17 protein-coding genes and 1 pseudogene are annotated in these 22735 nt (G+C 49.0%); 6 read left to right on the top strand and 12 right to left on the bottom strand.

The window, feature by feature from the left end:
* Positions 1–203 precede the first annotated feature (203 nt).
* Positions 204–1889, top strand: a complete 1686-nt coding sequence (locus CVT49_13985) for a hypothetical protein (protein ID PKK82394.1) — start codon at positions 204–206, stop codon at positions 1887–1889.
* Positions 1890–1977: 88 nt separating this feature from the next.
* Here CVT49_13985 and CVT49_13980 read toward each other — a convergent pair whose 3' ends face one another.
* On the bottom strand, positions 1978–4395 hold the full coding sequence (locus CVT49_13980; GenBank protein ID PKK82393.1) for a hypothetical protein: 2418 nt from the start codon (positions 4393–4395) through the stop codon (positions 1978–1980).
* Between the two features lie 460 nt (positions 4396–4855).
* On the opposite strand from CVT49_13980, the gene CVT49_13975 reads away from it, so the two are divergent.
* Both CVT49_13975 and CVT49_13970 read left to right on the top strand, forming a co-directional pair.
* A complete protein-coding gene (locus CVT49_13975; GenBank protein PKK82392.1) occupies positions 4856–7594 on the top strand; it encodes a hypothetical protein in 2739 nt (912 codons plus the stop codon).
* Positions 7595–7626: 32 nt separating this feature from the next.
* Positions 7627–10347 (top strand): hypothetical protein, encoded by a 2721-nt coding sequence (locus CVT49_13970; GenBank protein PKK82391.1) that lies wholly within the window; start codon positions 7627–7629, stop codon positions 10345–10347.
* Positions 10348–10366: 19 nt separating this feature from the next.
* Here CVT49_13970 and arsB read toward each other — a convergent pair whose 3' ends face one another.
* From arsB to CVT49_13935, 7 genes and pseudogenes are all read right to left on the bottom strand, one after another.
* Positions 10367–11551 carry an arsenical-resistance protein gene (arsB, locus tag CVT49_13965; GenBank protein PKK82398.1) on the bottom strand — a complete coding sequence of 395 codons (1185 nt, stop codon included), beginning with the start codon at positions 11549–11551 and terminating at the stop codon, positions 10367–10369.
* A gap of 10 nt (positions 11552–11561) precedes the next feature.
* Positions 11562–12003 (bottom strand): annotated as a pseudogene (locus tag CVT49_13960) (arsenate reductase).
* 34 nt (positions 12004–12037) lie between these two features.
* Entirely contained in the window at positions 12038–12730 is a 693-nt protein-coding gene (locus CVT49_13955; GenBank protein PKK82390.1) for a cytochrome C biogenesis protein, read from the bottom strand.
* The gene (locus CVT49_13950) at positions 12730–13254 is read right to left on the bottom strand and encodes a hypothetical protein (protein PKK82389.1); all 525 of its coding nucleotides are present in this window, start codon (positions 13252–13254) and stop codon (positions 12730–12732) included. The genes CVT49_13955 and CVT49_13950 overlap by 1 nt, the downstream gene beginning before the upstream one ends.
* Before the next feature lie 45 nt (positions 13255–13299).
* A complete protein-coding gene (locus tag CVT49_13945) occupies positions 13300–13533 on the bottom strand; it encodes a thioredoxin family protein (GenBank protein ID PKK82388.1) in 234 nt (77 codons plus the stop codon).
* A gap of 11 nt (positions 13534–13544) precedes the next feature.
* Positions 13545–14843 (bottom strand): hypothetical protein, encoded by a 1299-nt coding sequence (locus tag CVT49_13940; GenBank protein PKK82387.1) that lies wholly within the window; start codon positions 14841–14843, stop codon positions 13545–13547.
* A 16-nt stretch (positions 14844–14859) separates the two neighbouring features.
* Entirely contained in the window at positions 14860–15183 is a 324-nt protein-coding gene (locus tag CVT49_13935; protein ID PKK82386.1) for a transcriptional regulator, read from the bottom strand.
* A 207-nt stretch (positions 15184–15390) separates the two neighbouring features.
* Between CVT49_13935 and CVT49_13930 the strand changes: the two genes are divergently transcribed.
* Positions 15391–15867 carry a hypothetical protein gene (locus CVT49_13930; protein ID PKK82397.1) on the top strand — a complete coding sequence of 159 codons (477 nt, stop codon included), beginning with the start codon at positions 15391–15393 and terminating at the stop codon, positions 15865–15867.
* Between the two features lie 61 nt (positions 15868–15928).
* On the opposite strand, the gene tsaA is transcribed toward CVT49_13930, so the two are convergent.
* Entirely contained in the window at positions 15929–16387 is a 459-nt protein-coding gene (gene tsaA / locus CVT49_13925) for a tRNA (N6-threonylcarbamoyladenosine(37)-N6)-methyltransferase TrmO (protein PKK82385.1), read from the bottom strand.
* Between the two features lie 114 nt (positions 16388–16501).
* On the opposite strand from tsaA, the gene CVT49_13920 reads away from it, so the two are divergent.
* The gene (locus CVT49_13920; protein PKK82384.1) at positions 16502–17893 is read left to right on the top strand and encodes a sodium:solute symporter; all 1392 of its coding nucleotides are present in this window, start codon (positions 16502–16504) and stop codon (positions 17891–17893) included.
* 108 nt (positions 17894–18001) lie between these two features.
* Positions 18002–18475: a superoxide dismutase gene (locus CVT49_13915; protein ID PKK82383.1), complete on the top strand. Its 474-nt coding sequence runs from the start codon at positions 18002–18004 to the stop codon at positions 18473–18475.
* Between the two features lie 62 nt (positions 18476–18537).
* On the opposite strand, the gene CVT49_13910 is transcribed toward CVT49_13915, so the two are convergent.
* From CVT49_13910 to CVT49_13900, 3 genes are all read right to left on the bottom strand, one after another.
* Positions 18538–19233 carry a hypothetical protein gene (locus tag CVT49_13910; GenBank protein ID PKK82382.1) on the bottom strand — a complete coding sequence of 232 codons (696 nt, stop codon included), beginning with the start codon at positions 19231–19233 and terminating at the stop codon, positions 18538–18540.
* Between the two features lie 82 nt (positions 19234–19315).
* Positions 19316–19918: a nitroreductase gene (locus CVT49_13905; protein PKK82381.1), complete on the bottom strand. Its 603-nt coding sequence runs from the start codon at positions 19916–19918 to the stop codon at positions 19316–19318.
* Positions 19919–20168: 250 nt separating this feature from the next.
* Positions 20169–22163, bottom strand: a complete 1995-nt coding sequence (locus tag CVT49_13900) for a hypothetical protein (GenBank protein PKK82380.1) — start codon at positions 22161–22163, stop codon at positions 20169–20171.
* Positions 22164–22735: the final 572 nt, after the last annotated feature.

Raw genomic sequence — 22735 nt, 5'->3', positions numbered from 1 at the left:
GGTGAAGTGAAATCTCCAAATTAATAAGAAACAATAATAATACTGATTACTACTTCACTCCTGCTATTTTATTTGAGGGTGCCGCAGAATCATATTGAAATAACCTGTCACATGCGTATTTATAATATACTATTCCATAGTATTAATATTGGCTCATATCATATATAGGTATTATTTACAATAATATTTCAAGGGAGGCTGCCATGAAGAGAGCGACAATCATTCCCTATATTTCTTTTTTTATTTTCTTCATGACATTTTCAATGGCGCACGGTATCATCAATGAGGTTCCGACAGAATATCTCAACATACAGGCAGGCATCGATGCATCTTTTGACGGCGATACGGTTCTTGTGCATGATGGTACCTATCTTGGTACCGGCAACAGAGACCTTAATTTTAACGGGAGATTGATTATTTTGATGTCGGAGAACGGCCCGGACTTCACAACGATTGCGGTTCAGGGAACTGAAACGGTGCGGCACCGCGCCTTCAGCTTTGTAAGCGGTGAGGATTCGACGGCAGTAATCAAAGGCTTCAAAATGGCGGGCGGCAATTACAGCATGGGGGGCGCCATTCTAGTTCTAAATTCATCGCCGACATTCGAGAATTGCTATTTCGGGGACAACCGAAATTTACCGGAGGGAGATACTGCGTATGGCGGGGCAATAATGCTGTCCAACTCATCTTCGACAATCAGAAACTGCCAATTTTTCAACAATCGTTCGGCGGCCGGGGCGTCGATCTATGCCGAAAATGGAAATCCAACAATCGAGAGCTGCATATTTCGAGACAATTTTGTCCAACCAGTTGTCGTCGATGCGTATGCCGCCGGCATTTACCTGTTGCAATGCGATGCAGCAATATCGAATTGCTTGTTTTATAACAATATGGGCCTAAAGGGTACGGCCCTTACAGTCAAGGAATCCTCTCCTGACGTCGAGTATTGCACTTTCGCACGCAACAGCGGTTCGGCCGATGGCAGTGTTGTCGCCTGTATCGGCGGGGCGACAGGAACGGCTCCTTATTTTGCAAACTGCCTGATCGCCTTTAATGATCAATGCCGGGCGGTTGCCTGCGATGACATTCAGGGGCCGGTCGATCCGGCATTGGTGTGTTGCGATATTTACGGTAACACACTTGGAAACTGGATCGGCTGTATTGCGCCCCTCGAGGAGGAAAACGGCAATCTTTATGTCAACCCGCTGTTTTGCAACGTCGGCGCGCGGGATTTTCACCTTGCCCGCAATTCGCAGTGTGCGCCTGCCAATAATCTATGCGCCGATCTGATCGGCGCGATGGATGTGGGCTGCGGCGGTATCGGAACGGAAATCGCACCGTGCATTCTGTACGCGTATTATGCCTATTCCATGGATCCACAGTTCGCCGATATTTATATATACACAGCCATCCCTAATTACACGCTTTATGATATCGACACTTCTTCGATAGTCATCAACGGAAGTCTTCACCCGTATGCTTTCGAATATATTGAAGAGACCGACACGACGCAGGAAGCTCTAAAAATGAAAGTAAATCAGGCAAATTTCATACAGTACTATTTGCCGTTATGGGATTCCGACATGCTTCAGTATGTCATGCTCCTGAGTTACGACAAGGGGAATTATCTACCGCCGGCCATGCTGGGATGGTTCAGCCTGATCGGGCATATATCGGGTGATGTCAATACCGATGGTTCGATCAATCTGCTCGATATTACTTATCTTGTTCGGTACTTATATAAAAACGGCCCGGAGCCGGTTCCTGAAATAATGGCGGCCGATATCAACGGCTCGGGGGCGGTGAATATTATGGATATGGTTTATCTGCTCAACTACCTGTTTAAAAACGGCCCGGCACCTGTTGATCCGACAGCACCGGGCCAATGAGAAAATTTAGATACGGAGTATCAGATATATAAAATTATTATCCAGAAAGAAACACTCCCGCGCCGGATTGAAATATATTTGCGAAAGTTCATTCCTTATCCGGGTACGTGCCGGGAATCAACATCGGAAGCGGGCGCCTCGGGTCATCGGTCGCCATCTTTAAATACTTAAAGACAGGGTCTTCCTTCACATCACCGGTGATTGATGGTATGGCCGACCGGGATTTGAAGAACCCTTTATTTTTGGGGATTTCGATAATCTCGGTTTCCTGGCCGGGCAGCAAGCCGGCCTCGGAACGAGCCATTGCGATGGCGGTCATCATCCCGCCGATATCATCCACCAGGCCGAGTTCTTTGCCATCAAGGCCCGAATAGAAATGTCCCTGGGCTATCTCTTTTACAAAATCTGTTGACATATTTCGACCGACCGCGACCTTGCCGACAAAGTTGTCATAAAAGTCTTTGATGATCTTTTCCATTTTGGCGTACTCTTCCTCGTCAAGATTGCGCGCCGGGATTCTCAGACCGATGAAAGGCAGGGTAATGCCAAATCCGAAATCGGCATGTTTGCCGCGCTTGACAAAATCCGAGGTCATGCCCAGTTTTTCGCCGGCTCCGACATCATAAATCCAGCCGCCGATGACGCCGATCGAACCGGTGACAGTATTGGGGCCGGCCAGAATTTTAGTGCCATACATGGAGATCCAGTATCCGCCCGATCCAGCCACCTGTCCCTGGCTGACGATGACCGGCTTTGCCTGAGCACATTTTCTCAAGGCTTCGGCGACCAGATCGCTGGCCATGCCGTCGCCGCCCGGAGAATCGACCCTGAAGACAACCGCCTTGACCTTGGTATTTTTTTCAAGGGACAAAAAGACTCTTTCCAGCCACCGGGCCCTGATCCCGCTGTCCATGGCGCACTCACCCAGGCCGTACACAACCGCAATCACCGGATTCTGTCCCCAGTTATCCTGAGGGAGGGCATTATCAAGCAATCCGGCGGTGGACATACCGCGGTATTTCATGCCGAATAGATTTTTGAGGACATTTTCCATATCCGACCAGCGCGCCAAAGTGTCGACCAGATCGGTTTCAATAGCAAGCCGCCCTGTAAAATAGCCTTCCATATTAATGAGGTTTTCGTACAAGGGAAACGGCAGATCGCGCGAAGAACAAATATCATCACGGACCGTTTCATACAGGTCATCGACATAAGCCTGGTACTGCTCCCGATCGGCATCGGACATTTTATCGCGGCTGAGAACTTCCGCCGCCGATTTGTACTTGAAAAAACGCCACTCATCGAAACCGAGTCCGAGCTTTTCAAGTGTACCCTTGAAATATGTCTTCCCCATCACATAACCGCCGAGCTCGATCGAGCCTTCGGGTTCCATGACAATTTTGTCGGCTACGGAAGCGAGGTGGTAGCCGGTCATGCCGGTATTGTCAAAGAAAATGACCACCCGTTTTCCGACCAAACGCGCCTTTTTCAGTTCCTCGCGAATTTCCCACGCATGCTCCGGCCTGATTTTCATGGCCGACAAGTTCAGGGCAATGACGCCGATGCGCGGATCACGATAGGCCGCCCTTATATCCTGAAGAACCTCCATTAAACGTATGGCATTATCATCGAAGATGACATATTTCAGGTAATCGACATTTCCCTTCATGCCGATGGCCGCAAATCTCTTTTCCCGGTCAATGATATAAGGCAGAAAACTCGGCCGCATATTGCCCGCCCGTATATTGTAGGAATAGTGCGAGAGATGCCGGTCCGAATCGTAGCGGGCCTGGCCGCCGAAACCGCCAAACCCGAAGTTGAACGAAAATCCGAGCGTAAAGGCCTTACTCTCAAAATAGCGCCCGACAAGAAATGCGCCCGGAACAACCTGCACCGCCGCCCCGGCGCTCCAGGGGGCATCGGAGAATTTCATATCCTTTTGCAGGGCGCCGTCGGCAAACACGGTCAGCTTCGAGTTACCAAGCGGTCGTACGCTCAGCTCGATGATGCCTTCATTCCAGCCGCTTTCCATCGAAAAATTACCGACCAGGCCGCCCGAGAAGTACCGGCACGGCCGCTGCAATGTCCCGATTGTCAACATTCTTTCCCGTCGGAAAAAATCTTTATTGCCCGAAGTCCAGGCATAGCCGATGCCGAACATTTTATCGGGATAGCCAAAGCCGGTGGATAAGCGGTAATCGGTAACGTGCATCTCTCCCGCTTCCTGCCGCTGGACCCCGAAACCGAAACCGCGGGTTCCAAAAAAGTAGCCCCAGTTTCCGAATGACGAGGCTTTGACGCCGTCTGACAACCAGTAGAAGCGGTGCTCGACTCCTTTAAGGAAACCCAGATTGGCCGGGTTGGAAAAACCCAGTAAACCTTCATAATAACCGCCCGGCGAGGCCATCAGAAAGTCATTACGTTCATAATAACCTGGTCTGTCCTGGGCAATAACCGTGGTTGCAATAGTCAGGGTTATAATAATAATAATTAAATGCCTGCTCATGTATCCTCCGATTTTAATCTTAAATTGACCAGATAAATATCTGATTTTTTGAATATATGCAAGCCAAATCGCCAACTATCCATTGATTACAGCGAAAATCCGGACAGGAAAAAACCTTGACAATATGGATGCATCTCGCTATCTTATATATGAATACATTCGAATATTGAAGTTATCCGGGCTGATGCATCAGGGGTAAAAGAATCATAATAAGGGCGCCGGAAAACTGCTTTTGTCAAAAGAGAGCTTCCTCATATTTAAGCTATCTTCAGGATTTTAACGATTGCCGGCAGGAAAATTATACTCAAAATGAAGCCTGGCCCAAGACTATTGTTATTCTGCAGGAGGACTGGATGAAAGGCGGCTGTGTAGCCCTGGCGGCGATAAGTCTGCTGATTGCATATTCACGTCAATAAAAATCATTGGACAAATACGAGTTTAAACATGACAGGGAGGAAAAATGTTAAGACAGCTAATTAGCTTGACGATTCTTGCAGCGATGGCGTTTGCGGCGGGAAATGCCGAAGATATATACCTTCTTCGCATTGAAAGCCAAAGCCAGCTTGAAGCTGTCAGGCAGCATGTGGATCATGCCCACGGCGTCCTGGGTGACGGGTTCCTGGTTTCAATTGATAAAGATCAGATTGCGGCGCTTGGGTCGGCGGGAATCGATATCGAGCCGCTTGCTGGGGATGTTCAATTGCAGAACTATTATGTCGTTCAAAAGCTGCATGAACGCGAGCTGACACCTGTATACCTGCCCTCCATATATACGGCCGGAAACAAGCATCTCGTTCAGCTCGGAGCCGGTGATGATGATATTCTTCGGAACGCCGGATATATGGCCATACCTGTTATGGAAAAGAACACTCCGTTTTTCTATAATCCGCCGCTGACCGCTCTCCCCTCGCTCGACGATTATCCCACGGACACCATCGCCGCTTCGGTCAATCAGGATTCGCTCTATAACTATGTCGCGCGCCTTCAGGCCTTCCAGTCGAGATATGTCGTGACCGATTCGATTCACGCGGCCAGGAACTGGCTCCGGAGCAAATTTCAGCAATTCGGTTACTCCGGTGTCGATTTACAGCATTTCGTAGTAAACACTGAGCGGTATGGAATAACTTATGTCGATCTGGACTGCTATAATGTGGCCTGTTGGAAGACCGGCACGACTTTCCCGGACAAGCTGATCGTGGTCGGGGCGCATTATGATTCATTCAATCATTATGGCCCGACGCCAAAAGAGATCTGGTCGCCCGGCGCGGACGACAATGCCACCGGAACCGCGGCGGTTCTGGAACTGGCCCGGGTCTTCAAGGATTTCGATTCGCAGTACTCCATGCTTTTTATGCCCTTTTCGGCCGAGGAAATCGGCCTCCTGGGGGCCACATATTGCGCTGACGTGCTGCACGATGATTCCGTCAAAATCGAAATCATGATAAATTTCGACATGATCGCCTATCAGGGAGACACCGACTTTGATGTCGATCTTTTCTGGAGCCGGTCATCACCCCATGCCCATGTATTCGGTGATGCCGCTGAAAGATTGGATGATCTGGTTCCCGTCTATTATAATTCGTCATATTGCGACTCTGATCCCTTCGATGATTATGGCTATCGTACTATGACACCGGTCGAAGGTGAGTTGTGCCCCAGTGTCCATAGGGATTATGATGTAATCGACAGCCTTGACTTTTTATATATGACCAAGATAGTCAAGATGACCGCCGCCGCGATGGCCGTTATCGACCAGTCCGTTCCCCCGATAGCCTGCAATTTATATGATATCGGCGACGGCCAGAGTCTGAGAGTTGCCTGGAATGATTGCAATGATGAGTATCAATATAACATCGCTTATGGACTATCACCCCATAATCTGTCGGATACGGTTGATGTCCCGGCGCCGGCGTGTCAATATGACATATCCGGCCTGACCGAGGGCCTTGAGTATTACGTCGGGGTGATATCGGTCCCTGTCGATCGTTATCCCCCTCTGGCGGTACTGACGTCTTCGGAGATGCCGCTGACGAATCCCCGACAGCCGGCAGATTTCAGCGTTGACGCGGGATTGAACTCGATCGTTACCGGCTGGAGGGCCAACATCGAGCTTGATTTAAACCATTACCGTCTTCTCAGAAAGGAGCCCCTCGGAATCTGGGAAGCTATTTCTGATAATGTAACCGATACATTCTATATAGATGAAGGGGTAGTTGCGCAGCAGACATATATATATGCACTTCTGGCGATCGACAATGACATGAATGAATCGGATACTTCAAATTCCGGTTCGGCTGTGGCGGCAACATTTGACCAGGGAGTACTACTGGTCGACGAGACGCAGGATGGGGCTAATTATCCCGGCGAGCAGGCCCAGATCATATTCTACACGTCGGCCTTCGGAGATTCATCGTTTACCCGTTCGGCAATCGATGAAAGCGGCCCGCCGCTCAAGAAATCGGTAGCGGGGCAGTATCCCACCATGTTCTATGTCGATGATGACCGACTGGCCAATCTTTTTGCAAATTCTATTGACAGCCTTAAATGGTATCTTCAATATGAAACCAACTTTTTCCTGGCCGGATGGCAGACAATTTTTTCTATTACCGGGCAGACCAATTTCTATGCGGGCAATTTCTTCCGTGATAATTTCGGACTGACCTCGATTGCCGAGAACGTCCTGTCGGATTTTAACGGCGCGACCGGCGTTGACGGCTGGCCCGATATTCAGGTTAGAAGCGATACTTACTATCATGCGCCGCTTCCCAACATCGATATTTTCGGCGCTGCGCCAGGTGCACAGGTAATATATACCTTTAACTCAAATTCGGGAAATCCATTTTATGGCAACAAGCCGGTTGGGATTGCCTTCGATACGCATCACGGCAAAAGAGTCATCCTCGGCTGTCCGCTTTATTACCTGACCGAGGCAAGCGCGCAGGCCCTGATTACCAAAGTATTCGAATATTTCGGCGAGGAATCGGTCTTGTACGGTGATGCCAACGGTGACTGGGCAATGAATCTTCTCGATATAACATACCTCATAAACTACCTGTACAAAGACGGCCCCGGGCCGGTTGATCCGAACAACGGCGATCCCAATGGAAGCTGCGCCGTGAATATACTCGATGTGACTTATTTGATAAATTATCTGTACAAGAGCGGCCCCGAACCAGTCGCCGGGTGTGTCACAATGTAGAATAAATATATTTTTTTGGGGAGGGTGTTGCAATGAGAAAGATTCTGCAGGCAGCAGTTCTTATCATCTTGTTGACCATTTCGGTTCGAGCTGATGATTTATATCTGCTTGAAATCACAAGTCGTGGTTCACTTGATGTGGTGAAAAATACGGTGGATTATGCCCACGGTGTTATCGATGACAGATTTATTGTTTATATCGACGCTGACCAGTATTCCGTACTTCAGTCGGCAGGTGTGGAATTGGAGCTATTGGCAAAAGACTGCCGGCTCGAAGATTATTATTTGATACTGGAGGAACACAACCGGGTCGCCAAATCAGTAGTGTCTATTTCTGCGGTTTATGAGACAGCGGGCGGGCGGATAGCGGAGTTGGAGGAAAGCTCGACGGCAATTCTTGGGCGTGAAGGCTTTATGGTATTCCCACTGTTTGAAAAAAACACTCCGTTTTTCTATAATGCGCCGACGATGGCTCTGCCGATGCTTGATGATTACCCCACCGACACGCTGGCCGCTCTGATCAGTGAGGATTCTCTATATAACTATATCAACCGAATGGAGGCTTTCTATACTCGGTTTACGCCATCCGATTCCTGCATCAATGCCAGAAACTGGATCAAGAACAAATTGGCGTCTTTCGGTTACACCGGAATCCAGTATCAATTTTTTCTCGCTACCAGAGAATGGCAAGATGTCATAAATGTCCCGGCATACAACGTTGTCTGCAGCAAGATAGGCACGGAAAAACCGGACAAATGGATTATTATCGGCGGACATTATGACTCATATGCGGGAAACGATATTTATTGCCCGGCCCCGGGTGCCGATGACAACGCCAGCGGAACCTCGGCCATGCTTGAACTGGCCCGTATATTCAATAATGTCGATTTCAAAAGATCCCTGATGTTCGTCGCTTTTGGCGCGGAGGAGCAGTACCTCATCGGATCCGACTTCATGGCGGAGAATATGCATGAAAATTCCATCGATATCGAGCTCGTGGTTAATTTCGATGTCATCGCGTACGAAGATAACACTGTCCCCGATTTTTTCTTCTCAGCGACACAGGACTGGCTGTACGGCAACATATTTCTGGATGCCGCGGCCAGATTGACCGATTTGATACCGTATAAAAGGACATCCCCGCTTTCGGATGATCGTTCATTTTCCGAACGAGGGTATCACACGGTTGCTACGTTCGAATATACTTTCCATTCCGATATGCATTCTCCATTCGACATATTGACTTCAATAAATATCGGCTACATGGCGAAGATGATACGCATGGCGGCGGCGGCGATTCCGATAATCGATAAATCGGCCGATCCGGTGATTTGCGACCTGTATGATATCGGAGACGGCCACTCCTTGAGAGTCATGTGGGACAGTTGTTTTGCCGATTGCAGCTACCAGGTGCTATATGGTCCAAATGAAAACAGCCTGACCGAAACAGTCGATGTTCCCTCCGGCCAATGCTTTTGCGATATTACCGGCCTGACAGAGGGTCAATATTATTATTTCAGTGTCAAAACTTTTCCCAATGACGGCTATCCCCCGCTTCTTCTGGAAATCTCGAGCGAGCGGCCGCTGTCGATTCCCCGCCAACCCGCCGGTTTGGATACGGAACCATTGGCCGGGGCTATTATGATATCGTGGAACTCGAACATCGAACTTGATTTAAGCCACTACAGACTTCTGCGGACATTTCGCGGCAGTGAATGGGCGGTACATGAAGACAACCTGACAGGGAATGAATATGTCGATGAGGCTGTCCTGTCCGGGCAGGAGTATATGTACTGCCTATTGGCGGTGGATAACGACAGTAATGAGTCCGACAGTTCGCTGGTTGTCAGCTCCGTACCGGCCTTTTTCGATCAGGGAGTTTTGCTCGTGGATGAGACACAGGCCGGAGATGATAATCCCTCTGAGGCGGTTCAATATGCTTACTTTCAAAATTTACTGAGCGGTATCGTATTTGAAAGGATAAAGGTCGACTCAACCGATGATGCCATCAGCCGCACCCAGGCAGGGCAATATAATCCGATCATATGGGTTGACGACGATGATTATAATCATGTCTTGTCGCCGTCGCTGGATACTCTTGAGTGGTATTTCGGTTTTGATACCGATTTCCTGCTGGCCGGGTGGAAGACAATTTACACGATCACCGGCCAAAGTTATTTTTACCCGGGCAGCTATTATTATGATAATTTTGGAATTTCATATATTGCGCAGAATCCTATCAATGATTTTACGGGTGCAACCGGTGTTAATGGGTGGCCCGATGTTGAAGTCAAGCCGGATGCTCCGGGAGGTGGGCGGATGCCGAATATTGATATTTTCACCGCCGCGCCCAACGCCGAAGTCATCATGACATTCAATTCGGCCTCCTCGAACCAATTCTATAGCGGCAAACCGGTTGGGATTGCTTATGATACTCACCACGGTAAAAGGGTTATTCTGGGATTTCCAATATATTACCTGACGGATGAGAGCGCACAGGCGCTGATTGCAAAGGTATTCGAATATTTCGGCGAGGAGTCGGTGTTGTACGGTGATGCCAACGGTGACTGGGCAATGAATCTTCTCGATATAACATACCTCATAAACTACCTGTACAAAGACGGCCCCGAGCCGATTGATTTAAATAACGGCGACCCCAATAGAAGCTGCGCCGTGAATATACTCGATGTGACTTATTTGATAAATTATCTGTACAAGAGCGGCCCGGAACCGGTACCGGGCTGCGTCAACTGAATAAATATCCGCCTCAGGATTATGACCTGAACCAGTGGTCCGTCCTGAGGCATATTTTTACAAGCATCAGCATTACGGGCACTTCTATCAAAACGCCGACGACCGTGGCCAGGGCGGCTCCGGAGGACAGCCCGAACAGCATGGTGGCCGTGGCGATGGCGACCTCGAAATGATTCGAGGCGCCTATCATGGCCGACGGCGCGGCATCCCTGTACGAAAGCTTCATCAATTTCGCCGCACCATACGTCAGCCAGAAAATGACATTGGTCTGGATAAAAAGCGGAATCGCGATCCAGAGGATGGTCAGCGGGTTGGACAGGATCACTTCTCCCTTGAACGAGAACAGCAGCACCAGGGTTATAAGCAGGGCTATAATTGTTATCGGTGTCAGGATGTGCAGAAACTTTTCTTTGAACCAGGTTTCCCCTTTGGCTCTGATTATCCACCTGCGGGATAAATATCCCGCCACCAGCGGCAATGCCACATAGATACCGATTGAAAGCAACAACGCCTGCCACGGAACAGGCAGACGGCCGACTCCGAGCAGAAAGCCGCCGAGCGGGCCATATAGCAGAAGCATGGTCAGCGAGTTGATGGCCACCATAATAAGGGTGTGGCCGTCGTTGCCCCTGGCCAGATAGCCCCAGACCAGAACCATGGCGGTGCACGGCGCAATGCCAAGCAAAATACATCCGGCCAGATAACTGCGCCACAGCGGCACCTGAAGAACCTTGAGACCGTCAACAAGTACCACTATCCCGTCACCGTGAGCGGCGCCGACCGGGAGATCGAGACCCAAAGGCATTTTGACATAATCGACCGCATCCGGCCCGATCAATGAATGAAATAGTGTCCCCAGAAAAAATATGGCAATGGCATACATGGTAAACGGCTTTATCAGCCAGTTAACGACCAGAGTCAGACCGACCGGTTTGACGGTCTTACCGGCCCGGACAATCTCGGCAAAATCTATCTTGACCATAATGGGGTACATCATAAAAAACAGGCAAACAGCGATGGGAATGGAGACGACTGGTGCATCATTGACATTGATAGCCAGGCCGTCCAGAAAGGTCGCCACTCCGGGCGCAACTTTACCCAGAACGATGCCGACCACGATGCAAAGAATCACCCAGACGGTCAGATATTTTTCGAAGACATTCAGTCCGCCCGGCTCTTTGGTTATACATGCTTTTGCCGCCATATTGACTCCTTTAATCCGTTTCTTCAAGTGCCTCCGGCAACTTCTCCACAAACGCTTTGATCTCATCACGAACGCGGCGATAATGCCGCAAGGCATCCTCTTCGTCTCCGGCCTTGACCAGCCAGCCTGGGAGGATCATCGAATCCATGGTGAATGACCCTGGCCTTACCGGGAAAGATCGGGCAATGTTCGGAGGCATGATCGCAGACGGTAATGACAAGGTCGAAAGGAATATGCAGCAATTCGCTGACATGAGTCGAACAATGATGAGAGATATCAACACCCACCTCGGCCATCACCTTGACGGCGCGAGGATTAAGACCATGCGTTTCAATGCCGGCCGACCAGACCTCGATCCGGTCGCCTTTAAGATACCTCGTCCATCCCTCAGCCATCTGTGATCGGCAGGAATTGCCGGTGCATAGAAAAAGAATTTTCAACTTTTCACTCATACCGGATGATCTTAGTATATCATGTCATCAAACGCTAAATCTGAATTCCAAATATATATATCAGTGTATAATATATTCCGACGATGATAAATATGATGGCCGTGACCCGGCGGGCCCAGAGTTCGAACTGCGTCAGACTGTTGAAAATTTTGCTGACGGCGCCGGTTCCGAGGCCAAGTACAAAAGCGAACAGCATGACCGGCAGGGCGGTACCGATGCCATATAGTGACGGCATTATCAAACTGGACTGGTGACGCACCGCCAGCGGGATTAGTGAGCCGAAAAAAAGCGCCGCCGAGACCGGACAGAATGAGAGGGCAAATATCAAGCCGAGTAATCCCGCGCCCCAGACACCGTATCGCGCCGCTTTATCCTGCAACCTGGTGCTGATTCCGAACGAAGGAAGATTTATGGGAATAAGGCCAAGCAGGATGATGCCAACGACAATTAAAATCGGGCCGATAAATTTGTTAATGTAATCCTGCAGGAAAAACGACAGCTCCGACATCGACAGCAGGCTGGCGACAATAATCATCCCGAGAATAATATAGACGAGCATGCGGCCGAGCATGTACATCAGTCCCGAAAAAATAACCGCCCGGGGATCACCCACTTTCCGTCCGATGAAGCTGATCGCCGCAATATTGGTGGCCAGCGGGCAGGGGCTGATCGACGTCAAAATTCCCAGCCAGACGGCCGAGGCCGCCCCGACAAAAAAAGTATCCATTATTTTTTCTCGAAAGAGGCGCGCACTTCGGACTGGACATAGTCGGTAAATTTGGCCTGATCACCCACCAGTTCCCAGATCTTCTCCAGATTTTTCCATTCCGTCTCCTTGCCGTTCACGACATGCGAGACAATGACCGATTTCGTATAGAGTTGATAATCATCGACAAAATGCTTGTTGGGCTCCTCATCGATATTGACCACATGCCATTCAAGGGCGCCTGATTTCAATTGTTCCGCGAATCCGGTCTGCACCGCTTCGGTGGAATAAGCTTCAAGCTTCTTGCAGGTGGCACAGCGACGGTTGCCATGAAAATAGTAAGCGATGATTTTGTCCGACTGACTCTCCGGATCGGTCACAATGGCACTATCTTTTTCAACGGCAGTTGCGGTTAAATCGCTTTTCTGAACTACTTTTTGAACTTCTGTTGTAATTTCTTCCTTCGCATCCCCGGCCTTAATCATGGCCGCTCCGGCAAACAGGAAGAATAAAAGCATTACCGAAATAAACACCTTACACTTCATGGCGATAACTCCTTTGTATTACAATAGGTTTTCACAAAATATTTTCTATTTTAGCATATTCTTGATTTCATCGACCGAGGGAACTTTGCCGACAGCCTTAACCTCACCATCTATAATCAGCGCCGGTGTCATGGCAATACCATACTTCATGATTTCCTGGATGTCGGTTATTTTTTTAAGGTTGTGTTCCACGCCAAGTGATTCGACCGCTTTTTTGGCGGTATCGTACAATTTATTGCATTTGGCACAGCCTGTACCGAGTATTAAAATCTCTTTCATTTTATCCTCCACTAAAATATTGCACCGTAAATCATGCCGGTCGCAGCCGCCATAATAATCACAAGCGCCACAAATACGACGGTCTTCTTTGTTCCCATGATGCTGCGGATGACCAGCATATTGGGAAGCGACAGCGCCGGGCCGGCAAGCAATAATGCCAGGGCAGGGCCCTTGCCCATGCCGCTTCCGATCAGACCCTGCAGTATGGGCACTTCGGTCAAAGTGGCGAAGTACATAAAGGCTCCGGCGACCGAGGCAAACAGGTTCGCCCCGAGAGAATTTCCCCCGACCGCGCGGCTGACCCATTCCGATGGAATGATGCCTTCATAGCCCGGGCGTCCGAGGAAAAAACCGGCCGCGAGAACGCCGAAGAACAACAACGGCATGATTTTTTTGGCAAAGCCCCAGCTCTCTTCAAACCAGCTCCCGGATTCACCCCTATCATTACTCGTAATAATCGACAGGCCGATAATCGCGGCGGCAAAGGGTATCATCGGGTGTTCGTGAAATATGACGGCCAGCACGGCCGTGGGAAGCGCTGCCGCCAGCATTTTCCACCACTTGATTTCAAACCAGAGAACCATGACGACCGCAAAAATAATCGCGGCCGCGCCGGTGATGATCCACTTGTATGAATAGATCACAAACCAGAAACCGCCGACCTGATCCGGCTTGCCCCAGTTGGCAAAAATCAGGATGGCCACCATGGCGGCGAAATAGATAATATTTTGCCAGAGCGGGCGTTTGGTTTCCGGCTCGGGCATGGCCATTTGCGCATTGGCTTTGGCGGTTTCTTCCTTGAAAAATATCAGGTGCATCAATAGTCCGATAATAATACTGAAGGCGACGGCCCCGACAGCGCGGGCGATGCCGAGCTCCAGCCCGAGGATCCGGGCGGTCAATATTATGGCGAGAACATTGATGGCCGGGCCGGAATACAAGAAAGCCACCGCCGGGCCGAGCCCGGCCCCCATGCGATAAATACCGGCAAAGAGCGGCAGGACAGTGCAGGAGCAGACCGCCAGGATGCTCCCCGAAACTGACGCCACGCCATAGGCCAGAACTTTTTTGGCCCTGGCGCCGAGATATTTCATGACGGATGCCTGGCTGATAAAAACGGCGATGGCGCCGGCAATAAAAAAGGCCGGAACCAGGCAGAGAAGGACATGCTCCTGCGCGTACCATTTCGTCAGGAAGAGCGCTTCCATGACGGCGTTTTTCAGCCGCAAAGAATCAAGCGGCAGGTAGAAAAAGAGGATAAATACGGCGGTGATGGCCGCCAGCGGTTTCCATTCGGATTTCCAGTGCATATTAGTTCCCGTCGGATTACTTCTTTAATAACTGCAACTGCTCGGTGGCATTGGTTTTCAGAACCGATTCGACACATCCGAAGAAATTCAGGACGCACGGCACCCGGAGCCGGTAGTACACCTGCGACCCGCGCTTGTCGTCCTCGACAATACCGACACTTTTCAAAACGGAAAGGTGCTTCGATACGGTCGAGGTATCGGCGCCGACCATTTCGGTCAATTCGCAGACACATTTTTCATTCCGGGACAACTCATCGACAATGAATAGCCGAGTCGGATGAGCCATGGCCTTGATTATTTTGGCTCGGGCTTCGAACAGGGCCAGTTTTTTCTTATCCATAACAAACCTCGAATAATTCTATCTTCAAAAACACTTGGCAATATAGCCAAATGACCAAGAGCTGTCAAGGTTATATTTTTGAATTTTAAAATTTGGAAATTTGTCCTTGAGAAGAATTTGATTTCGCCGATATATTTATAATAGCGGGCAGATTTACAAATCCCGCAGAAACGTAACGCTTTGGAGCACAATATGTTTTGGAAAATGATGAAACACCACGAAGGCTTTACCTTAATCGAACTGGTCATAGTTATTATCGTTCTGGGCATTCTGGCGGCGGTGGCGATCCCGCGGCTTTTCTCTATCACCAACGAGGCCGAGACGGCCACAGTGGCCAATATGGTGGCCGGCCTGGAATCGGCCATGTCGATTTATTCCGCCCGGCAATATCTTCGGGCGCAGCCGATAGCGGTTCATAATCCGTTTGACGACCTGTCCAATATCCCGGCCAATTACAACGGCGCTGTCGATCCGGTCGATCCGGCCAACACCCCCGACGGCACCTGGTCATGGCGCGCCGGCGACAACTGGATTATTTATAACCCGCGCTCGCCGATCAGCGGCGGTATGGTGATCAACGGCGAGACTTTTATTGCTTATCAGGTTCAGACGGTTCTTGACGGCACCGAAGTGGTCGGTCTAAGACTTACAACGACCGATTTGTATGAGTATGCCTGGCAGTAAAATAGTATGTCAGAAATATAAAATTACCGGCGGCTTCGGCCGCCTTTTTTTTGCCCGCTTCTTATCTTTTGTCTTTGTCTATTTTGTCTTCCAGCCAGCCGATTCTGATATTGGTATCTTTGCTTCGGCGCGGGACATAAGGTTTTATATCCAGAAGCGGCGTGCCGTCGAGCATATCCAGATCGGCAATATGCAGGGTTATTCCCTCGATCCGGACAAGGCGCACGATCGAGATGCCGACCGGGTTGGGCCGATGCGGCGAGCGGGTGGCGAAAAGTCCGTGCGGGCGGTCATCCAGCGGAGGAATCACCATCAGTTTATAATCAGCGGATCGGTGCAGATAGAAAACCACTTCAAGATGCGAGAACCCTTCCAGATCGGTCAATCCCTGCAGGTATTCCGGATATAATTCTATTGTACCCTCCGCCCCTTCGCCCATGGCAGAACTGCGCGGGGTGTCTTTGGGTTCATTGAACGGGGTATGAATCACCCCGATCGGTTTGAACTGTATTGTTTCCATAATTATGCTCCCCTGTCTTATTTAGATTCTCAATATATTCAAATCAGGCTCTCCCGGTCAATTATTGATTACAATTATAATTGACAAAGAATATTGACTGCTGTTAATTGGGCTATGCTTTATTTCTGGATAATTATCGCCTACCTGATGATTCTTATCGGAGTCGGTTTTTACCGCGCCAAATTGGTCAAGACGCAGGATGATTTTATGGTGGCCGGACGGAAACTCTCGGCGAAAGTGCTGGTGGGGACGCTTCTGGCGACCTGGATCGGATCCGGCTCGATAATTGCCGGGGCGGGTCTGGCCTATGACAAGGGGTTCCCGGCGCTCTGGTTCGATGCCGGGGTCTGGGCGGCGCTGATCGTGCTCTACCTTATCGCCCCGAAAGTGCGCCGTTTTGCTCAATATACGGTTCCGGACATTCTCGAGGCGCGATATAACAAATATGCCCGGATACTCGGAACGATTGTCACGATTATTGCCTATACCGCCATCGTCAGCTACCAGTTTCGCGCGGGCGGCATGGTGCTGAATCTGATCACCGGGATTACGGTCGATCAGGGAATCATCATCACCGCCCTGTTCGTTATCGGCTATACTGTCATAGCCGGGTTGATCTCGGTGGTTTATACCGATGTGGTCAACGGCATCGTCATGGTTATCGGGCTGTTTGTCGCCCTGCCATTTTTGTACAATAATGCCGGCGGCTGGAGCGGGATGGTGGCAAAATTACCGGAGACACATTTCCAGGTGCTGGGCGACATGACGATATTTCAGGCGCTGGGTTATTCCCTTCCGACCATGCTTCTGCTGCTGGGCGAGTCCGGGATGTATCAGCGGTTTTTCTCGGCCCGTGATGAGACCGCCGCCCGGCGCTCGGTGGTCGGCTGGCTGGTTGGGACCATCATTATCGAAACGCTTATTATCGTTCTCGGCGTCATCGGCAGCGCCCTATTTTTCGACATCAAGCCGGAAATGGTCATACTGCATTCGGTGCGACATGGTTTGCCGGTTATTGTCGGCTGTCTGACACTGGCGGCGATCGTGGCGGTGATTGTTTCCACCGCCGATTCCTTTCTGCTGGTTCCGGCGACCAATGTCATGCGGGATATTTACCAGCGGTTTATTAATCCCGATCTATCTCAAAAGAAAATGGTTTTGTACTCACGAGTGGTTGTCGTGATACTGGGCGTTATAGCCTTTGTGCAGGTACGCTTTTTTGAGCGGGTTCTGGAGATGGCTCTTTATGCTTATACCATGTATGGGGTCGGAATCACGCCCGCGGTCATGGCCGCCTTCTTCTGGAAACGGGCCACCGCCGCGGGGGGTGTCTGCTCGATAGCGGCGGGAATGAGTGTGACGCTTATCTGGGAAATTCTCAATCAACCCTTGGATATTCCCACTATTTATCCGGCGCTGGGGCTGTCGCTGTTCTGCCTTATTTTTGTCAGCCTGATATCCGATAAACCGGACAGGGCAAAATGGCAGCCGTTTTTCAACAAATAATATATTTCCTTGCGGCATATTTTAGATTTTCACATCCATAAAATATTGCTGACTTTCGTATTAGCTGATAAGTCAATCAATTTTATATTCTCAGGAAAGGAAACAGTCATGAAGGGAAAATTATTACTATTCATTGCGACATTGATGATACTCTCGGCGGCGGCGGTATCATCATGGGCGCACTGCGAGATACCATGCGGTATTTATAATGACGAAATGCGTTACGATATGCTGGCGGAAGATATTCAGACGATCGAAAAATCGATGGATATGATTATACAGCTTTCGGCCGAGGATGACAAGAATTACAACCAGATCGTCCGCTGGGTGAACAACAAAGAGGAACATACCACGAAATTTATGGATATCGTGTCGCAGTATTTTCTGAATCAGCGCCTTAAGCCGGTCGATGATACGGCCGGTGTGCAGTATGATGAATACATCGCCCAGTTGACTCTTATGCACAAGATGCTGGTTACCGCCATGAAGTGCAAGCAGACGACCGACAAGCTCAATACGGCCAAACTGAGCGATTTGCTGGCAAAGTCGAAAGAGCTGTATTTTAAGGAGCACAATCACTAGCCGTGTCGGCATGATAATGATTTTTGACAGCCGGGCCGCGCACGACCCGGCTTTTTCTTTGGTTATCTTCTTTTGCCGAAAATCCTGAGAAGCATCAGGAACAGATTGATAAAATCGAGGTACAGCGCCAGGGCGCCCATAATGGCCATTTTTTTGCTCTGCTCGGTACCTTCTTCCTCGGAGCGGCTCATCTTTTTTATTTTCTGGGTGTCATAGGCGGTCAGTGCGACAAAAATCAGGACCCCGGCATAGGTGGTGATCCAATAAAGAGTCGAATTGTGCCAGAAGATATTAACCACCGAGGCAATTATCAATCCGATCAGGGCCATAAAAGCCAGATTGCCGATTGTGGTCAGATCGCGTTTAGTAAAATAACCGTAGATGCTCATGGCGCCGAAGGTGACGGCGGTAATCATGAAAGTCGAGGCAATCGACTCACTGGTGAACAGGACGAAGATGATCGAGAGAGTCAGTCCGTTGATGGCGGAGTAAAGCAGAAATACAAGGGTCGCCGTCCCGGCCGACATTTTTTGAATAGCGGCCGACAAGTAAATAACCAGCAGCACTTCGCCTATCAGAAGAGCATAGAAGAGAAACTTTGAATCCATTATGGCATTTATCAACTGCGGCGTCGAGACCGTAAACATGGCCACCAGCGAAGTTACGACCAGGGCCAGCGACATCCAGCCGTAGACTTTGGTGATAAATGTTTTCTGCTCCAGAGCAATTTGATATTCCGGAACCAATTCCGTGGACATAAGAACCCTCCTTATTGGAACTTAAATTATATTTCGCTGACTTCCGAATAATAAGCAATATAAAATAATTCAGCCGGAGATACTATCGTTTTCCCTTGATGACCATATCTTTTAACGGCTTGCGGTCACTAATCTTTTCGCGGGCTTTGATATCTTCCGGCAAAGCTTCCCGATCGCCGTAACGGCCGGCGGCAAAGGCACACATTACCTCATAATCGGATTCGGACACACCCAGTGCATCATACACTTTATCACGGTGAAATCCCCCCATACCGTGCGTGTACAGGCCAAGCATCCGCGCCTGCATGGTCATAGCCATCCAGGCGGCACCGCTGTCAAAGGCCGCCCAGGCATTCGGTTTATCGTTGTGGGAAAACCGGCGGCGGGCGAAAATGAATCCCAGAACCGGTGCCTTGACCGCCCATTTTTGATTGCCCTCGGTAAGCAGACTCAGATATAATTCAAGGTCATTTTTATCGGTCGCATACATAAACAGCCATGGTTGCTCATTGAAACAGGACATCGACCAGCGTGCCGCTTCGAACAGGCTCATCAAGACACGGTCATCGACAGGAGTCGGATCATACGCCCGCGGCGACCAGCGATTGATGAATAATTGATCTATGACATATTCCGGATTGCGGTTGTTTTCGACATGCTTACCCTTATCATCATATAATTTCATATCTTCTTCCTCCTACTGACTATTATTTTTAATTCATTTAGATAACAATTGCTCCATGCTTTAGTTCTGTTCTTTCGGTATTGACACATGACCCGGCCCGGAATTCTTCTGAGATTTTATGGTATAAATTTGGCACGATTTAACGATTTTGTCAACTTCAAAAAAGGAAGATAAAAGGACGATTTTGAAAATAAAAACAGGCCCGGAATGCTACCGGGCCCGTGATTGCAATTATCACTAAGACAAAGGATTATTTCAGGAGTATCATTTTTCTGGAATCGACAAAATCCCCGGCTTTGAGACGATACAGGTAGATTCCATTGGCCACACTTGTTCCATTTTTGTCGGTGCTGTTCCAGACAACTTCATAATGGCCCGCGGGCTGAGTCTCATCGACCAGCGTTTTCACATGCTGCCCCAGCGTATTATACACTTCGAGGCAAACTGATACCGCCTGAGGAAGATCATAGCTGATTATGGTCGAAGGATTGAAAGGATTCGGGCGATTGCCGTACAATTGGAATTGACCCGGAATAAGATGTGTGAAGACCGAATAGTCGGGTTGATAACGACCCACCGATCGTATGATATAATCGCGGCTCATCCCTTGCGGCAATTCACTGTCGATATTAAAACCGAATTCCAAAATATCACCCTTGTTCATCTCGAGAATTTCATTGTGTCCGAATCCGACCCAGCTCTTGGCGGCACTTCCGCCCAGTAAGTTACACCGTGCGACGGCCCAGTTTTGTGTGACAGGAGTTGCATTTGACGGAACGTCAAGCGAGAAGACATCGGCCGTCAAACTTCCCTCCCAGGATATCCGGACCATGATTTCGGGAGACGAATTGTCGGGCGGGATATCGGCGAGAACATACTCATCGGCACTGTATTGCCGTGATGGTATCTCCGAAACGGCCACCCAGTCACCATTTTCTGACATAATTTCGACATTGAAAGATGTCGTGATATTAGATGAGGCTTTTTCCTCGTACGGGCAAGGCAGTTTTATCGGCCCTTTGAAGGTAAGATAGCTTCCGCCGTACCTCGGGAATGTCAGAATCAAATAGCCGGATTGATCGGCCCTGAAGCAGGCATCATCTATGTCCTTTATTAATTCAAGGCAGTCCCGGCCATCCTGATCCACCGCCGTAAGCGGCGCCACTGATTCCTCATAGAGAAAGACCTGCCCGTCGACCGAACAGCCTATCCGCGTGTTCCGAGGATGGTCGACGGTGATCAATTCGATATCATTCAGATATGTAATTTCGTTTTCCAATTCCCTCAGCTGGAAAACGACATTATCATTCTGCGGCGAAACAGATCCTTCGACATGATAGTAGTCCGTCACGACTTTGGTATAATTCGAATATTCGCAGGCGGTTAGAAGCGGGTTTTCCTCGACAAAATCATTGCCGTCATAGCTGTACAAAACGGGACATGACGGTATCGGCGCCTCGACAATCCGAAAATAGTTGGTATCCGACCAGATTACCGGGTAGAAATGGGAAACCCGCCAGTAATGACTTCCCAGAGAAAATCCAGAAGGAAGGGTCCAGCTTTGATTTGTAATAACAGTGTCGATTTCGGGGGAGCCAAAATCGGAGTTATTATCGACCTGGACTTTGAAATGGGTCTCTCCCGGACGGAAATCCCAGCCAATCGGGATTGTTTGGTAGTAATAATATTCTACGCCGTTTTCGGGGTATTCCAGGTGCGGTTTTTTACTGTACACTTTGAATTGGAAGAAGTCGGACCAGTTGCCCCATGCGATAGTGTCACATGCGGAGCGAACCCGCCAATAGTAGCTGCACCAATAGTAAGCATCGTCATAATAGATGGCCAAAAGAGAATCGCCGTCATAAAATGTCGAATCCAGATATGCATGATCACGCAGATCACCGAGATCGCTTGTATCGATCATAGTATCCATTTCAATATCGTACACTTCGATCTCATATACAATGGCACTGTCGACTTCATACCATTCATATTGTCCGTCTGTATTGTAGTACCTGTAGGTATGGTCGCCCGGGAAGAATAATTCGGGCGAAGGACATGGATTAACCGCCACAGCGATTCCCCCTGTGATTAATGCAAAAATCGCCAGGATAATTAAAATACTCATCCGGCTGCTTTTCATAGCTACCTCCAAATGATTTAAAAGCAGTGTTGCAGATAACCAATACTCAACATCCCGGAATATGCGACGAATAAATCGAAATAACCGGGATATCAAATACATTCACGAAAATTTAGGAAGTTAGAAGTAAGTATGTTTCCCGGCATCACCTCCATTCAAGTTATATTCTGTTGAATAAACATTACTTTCCGCCACAGAGCCGATTCTTATATAGTGCTTTTTTCAGATTACCTGACAATCGGCTTGTCGGCATGAATCATCCATCCATAAAGATAATCAATCAGGAGGTAATAATCTTACACATGAAATTCGACGACATAATAAAGACAATTTTGGTGCGGAATTTTTGATGTCAAAGGCGGGAATAGAGTTATTTTACTTTGCTACAACCATTTAACAATATATTATTTTTGATATTTAAGGATTATAACATCGTTGCCTTTTCCATTGCCAGAGTAATCCAATATGTGATTCCCCAATTTGGGAAACATCTTACATTGTAAAAATGGGAGGCGTTAAGATGAATGAAAATGTGTGCCGGGATTGCGACCGTGAAGAGAGAAAAAAGAGAGGCTATTGATCTTGCCCTGTTTTATTGGACAATTAAATAAGGTTGTTGGTTTAACCGTTCGAAGTCAACCGGGCTGAGATAATTCAGCGTAGAATGACGACGA

Source organism: candidate division Zixibacteria bacterium HGW-Zixibacteria-1 (assembly GCA_002838945.1).
GTDB lineage: Bacteria > Zixibacteria > MSB-5A5 > GN15 > PGXB01 > PGXB01.
This window is presented reverse-complemented; position numbering and strand designations above follow the sequence as displayed.

Coding starts and splice junctions, on each gene's coding strand:
- CVT49_13985 (PKK82394.1), top strand. CDS start 204: ATGAAGAGAGCGACAATCATTCCCTATATTTCTTTTTTTATTTTCTTC.
- CVT49_13980 (PKK82393.1), bottom strand. CDS start 4,395: ATGAGCAGGCATTTAATTATTATTATTATAACCCTGACTATTGCAACC.
- CVT49_13975 (PKK82392.1), top strand. CDS start 4,856: ATGTTAAGACAGCTAATTAGCTTGACGATTCTTGCAGCGATGGCGTTT.
- CVT49_13970 (PKK82391.1), top strand. CDS start 7,627: ATGAGAAAGATTCTGCAGGCAGCAGTTCTTATCATCTTGTTGACCATT.
- arsB (PKK82398.1), bottom strand. CDS start 11,551: ATGGCGGCAAAAGCATGTATAACCAAAGAGCCGGGCGGACTGAATGTC.
- CVT49_13955 (PKK82390.1), bottom strand. CDS start 12,730: ATGGATACTTTTTTTGTCGGGGCGGCCTCGGCCGTCTGGCTGGGAATT.
- CVT49_13950 (PKK82389.1), bottom strand. CDS start 13,254: ATGAAGTGTAAGGTGTTTATTTCGGTAATGCTTTTATTCTTCCTGTTT.
- CVT49_13945 (PKK82388.1), bottom strand. CDS start 13,533: ATGAAAGAGATTTTAATACTCGGTACAGGCTGTGCCAAATGCAATAAA.
- CVT49_13940 (PKK82387.1), bottom strand. CDS start 14,843: ATGCACTGGAAATCCGAATGGAAACCGCTGGCGGCCATCACCGCCGTA.
- CVT49_13935 (PKK82386.1), bottom strand. CDS start 15,183: ATGGATAAGAAAAAACTGGCCCTGTTCGAAGCCCGAGCCAAAATAATC.
- CVT49_13930 (PKK82397.1), top strand. CDS start 15,391: ATGAAACACCACGAAGGCTTTACCTTAATCGAACTGGTCATAGTTATT.
- tsaA (PKK82385.1), bottom strand. CDS start 16,387: ATGGAAACAATACAGTTCAAACCGATCGGGGTGATTCATACCCCGTTC.
- CVT49_13920 (PKK82384.1), top strand. CDS start 16,502: ATGCTTTATTTCTGGATAATTATCGCCTACCTGATGATTCTTATCGGA.
- CVT49_13915 (PKK82383.1), top strand. CDS start 18,002: ATGAAGGGAAAATTATTACTATTCATTGCGACATTGATGATACTCTCG.
- CVT49_13910 (PKK82382.1), bottom strand. CDS start 19,233: ATGTCCACGGAATTGGTTCCGGAATATCAAATTGCTCTGGAGCAGAAA.
- CVT49_13905 (PKK82381.1), bottom strand. CDS start 19,918: ATGAAATTATATGATGATAAGGGTAAGCATGTCGAAAACAACCGCAAT.
- CVT49_13900 (PKK82380.1), bottom strand. CDS start 22,163: ATGTATTTGATATCCCGGTTATTTCGATTTATTCGTCGCATATTCCGG.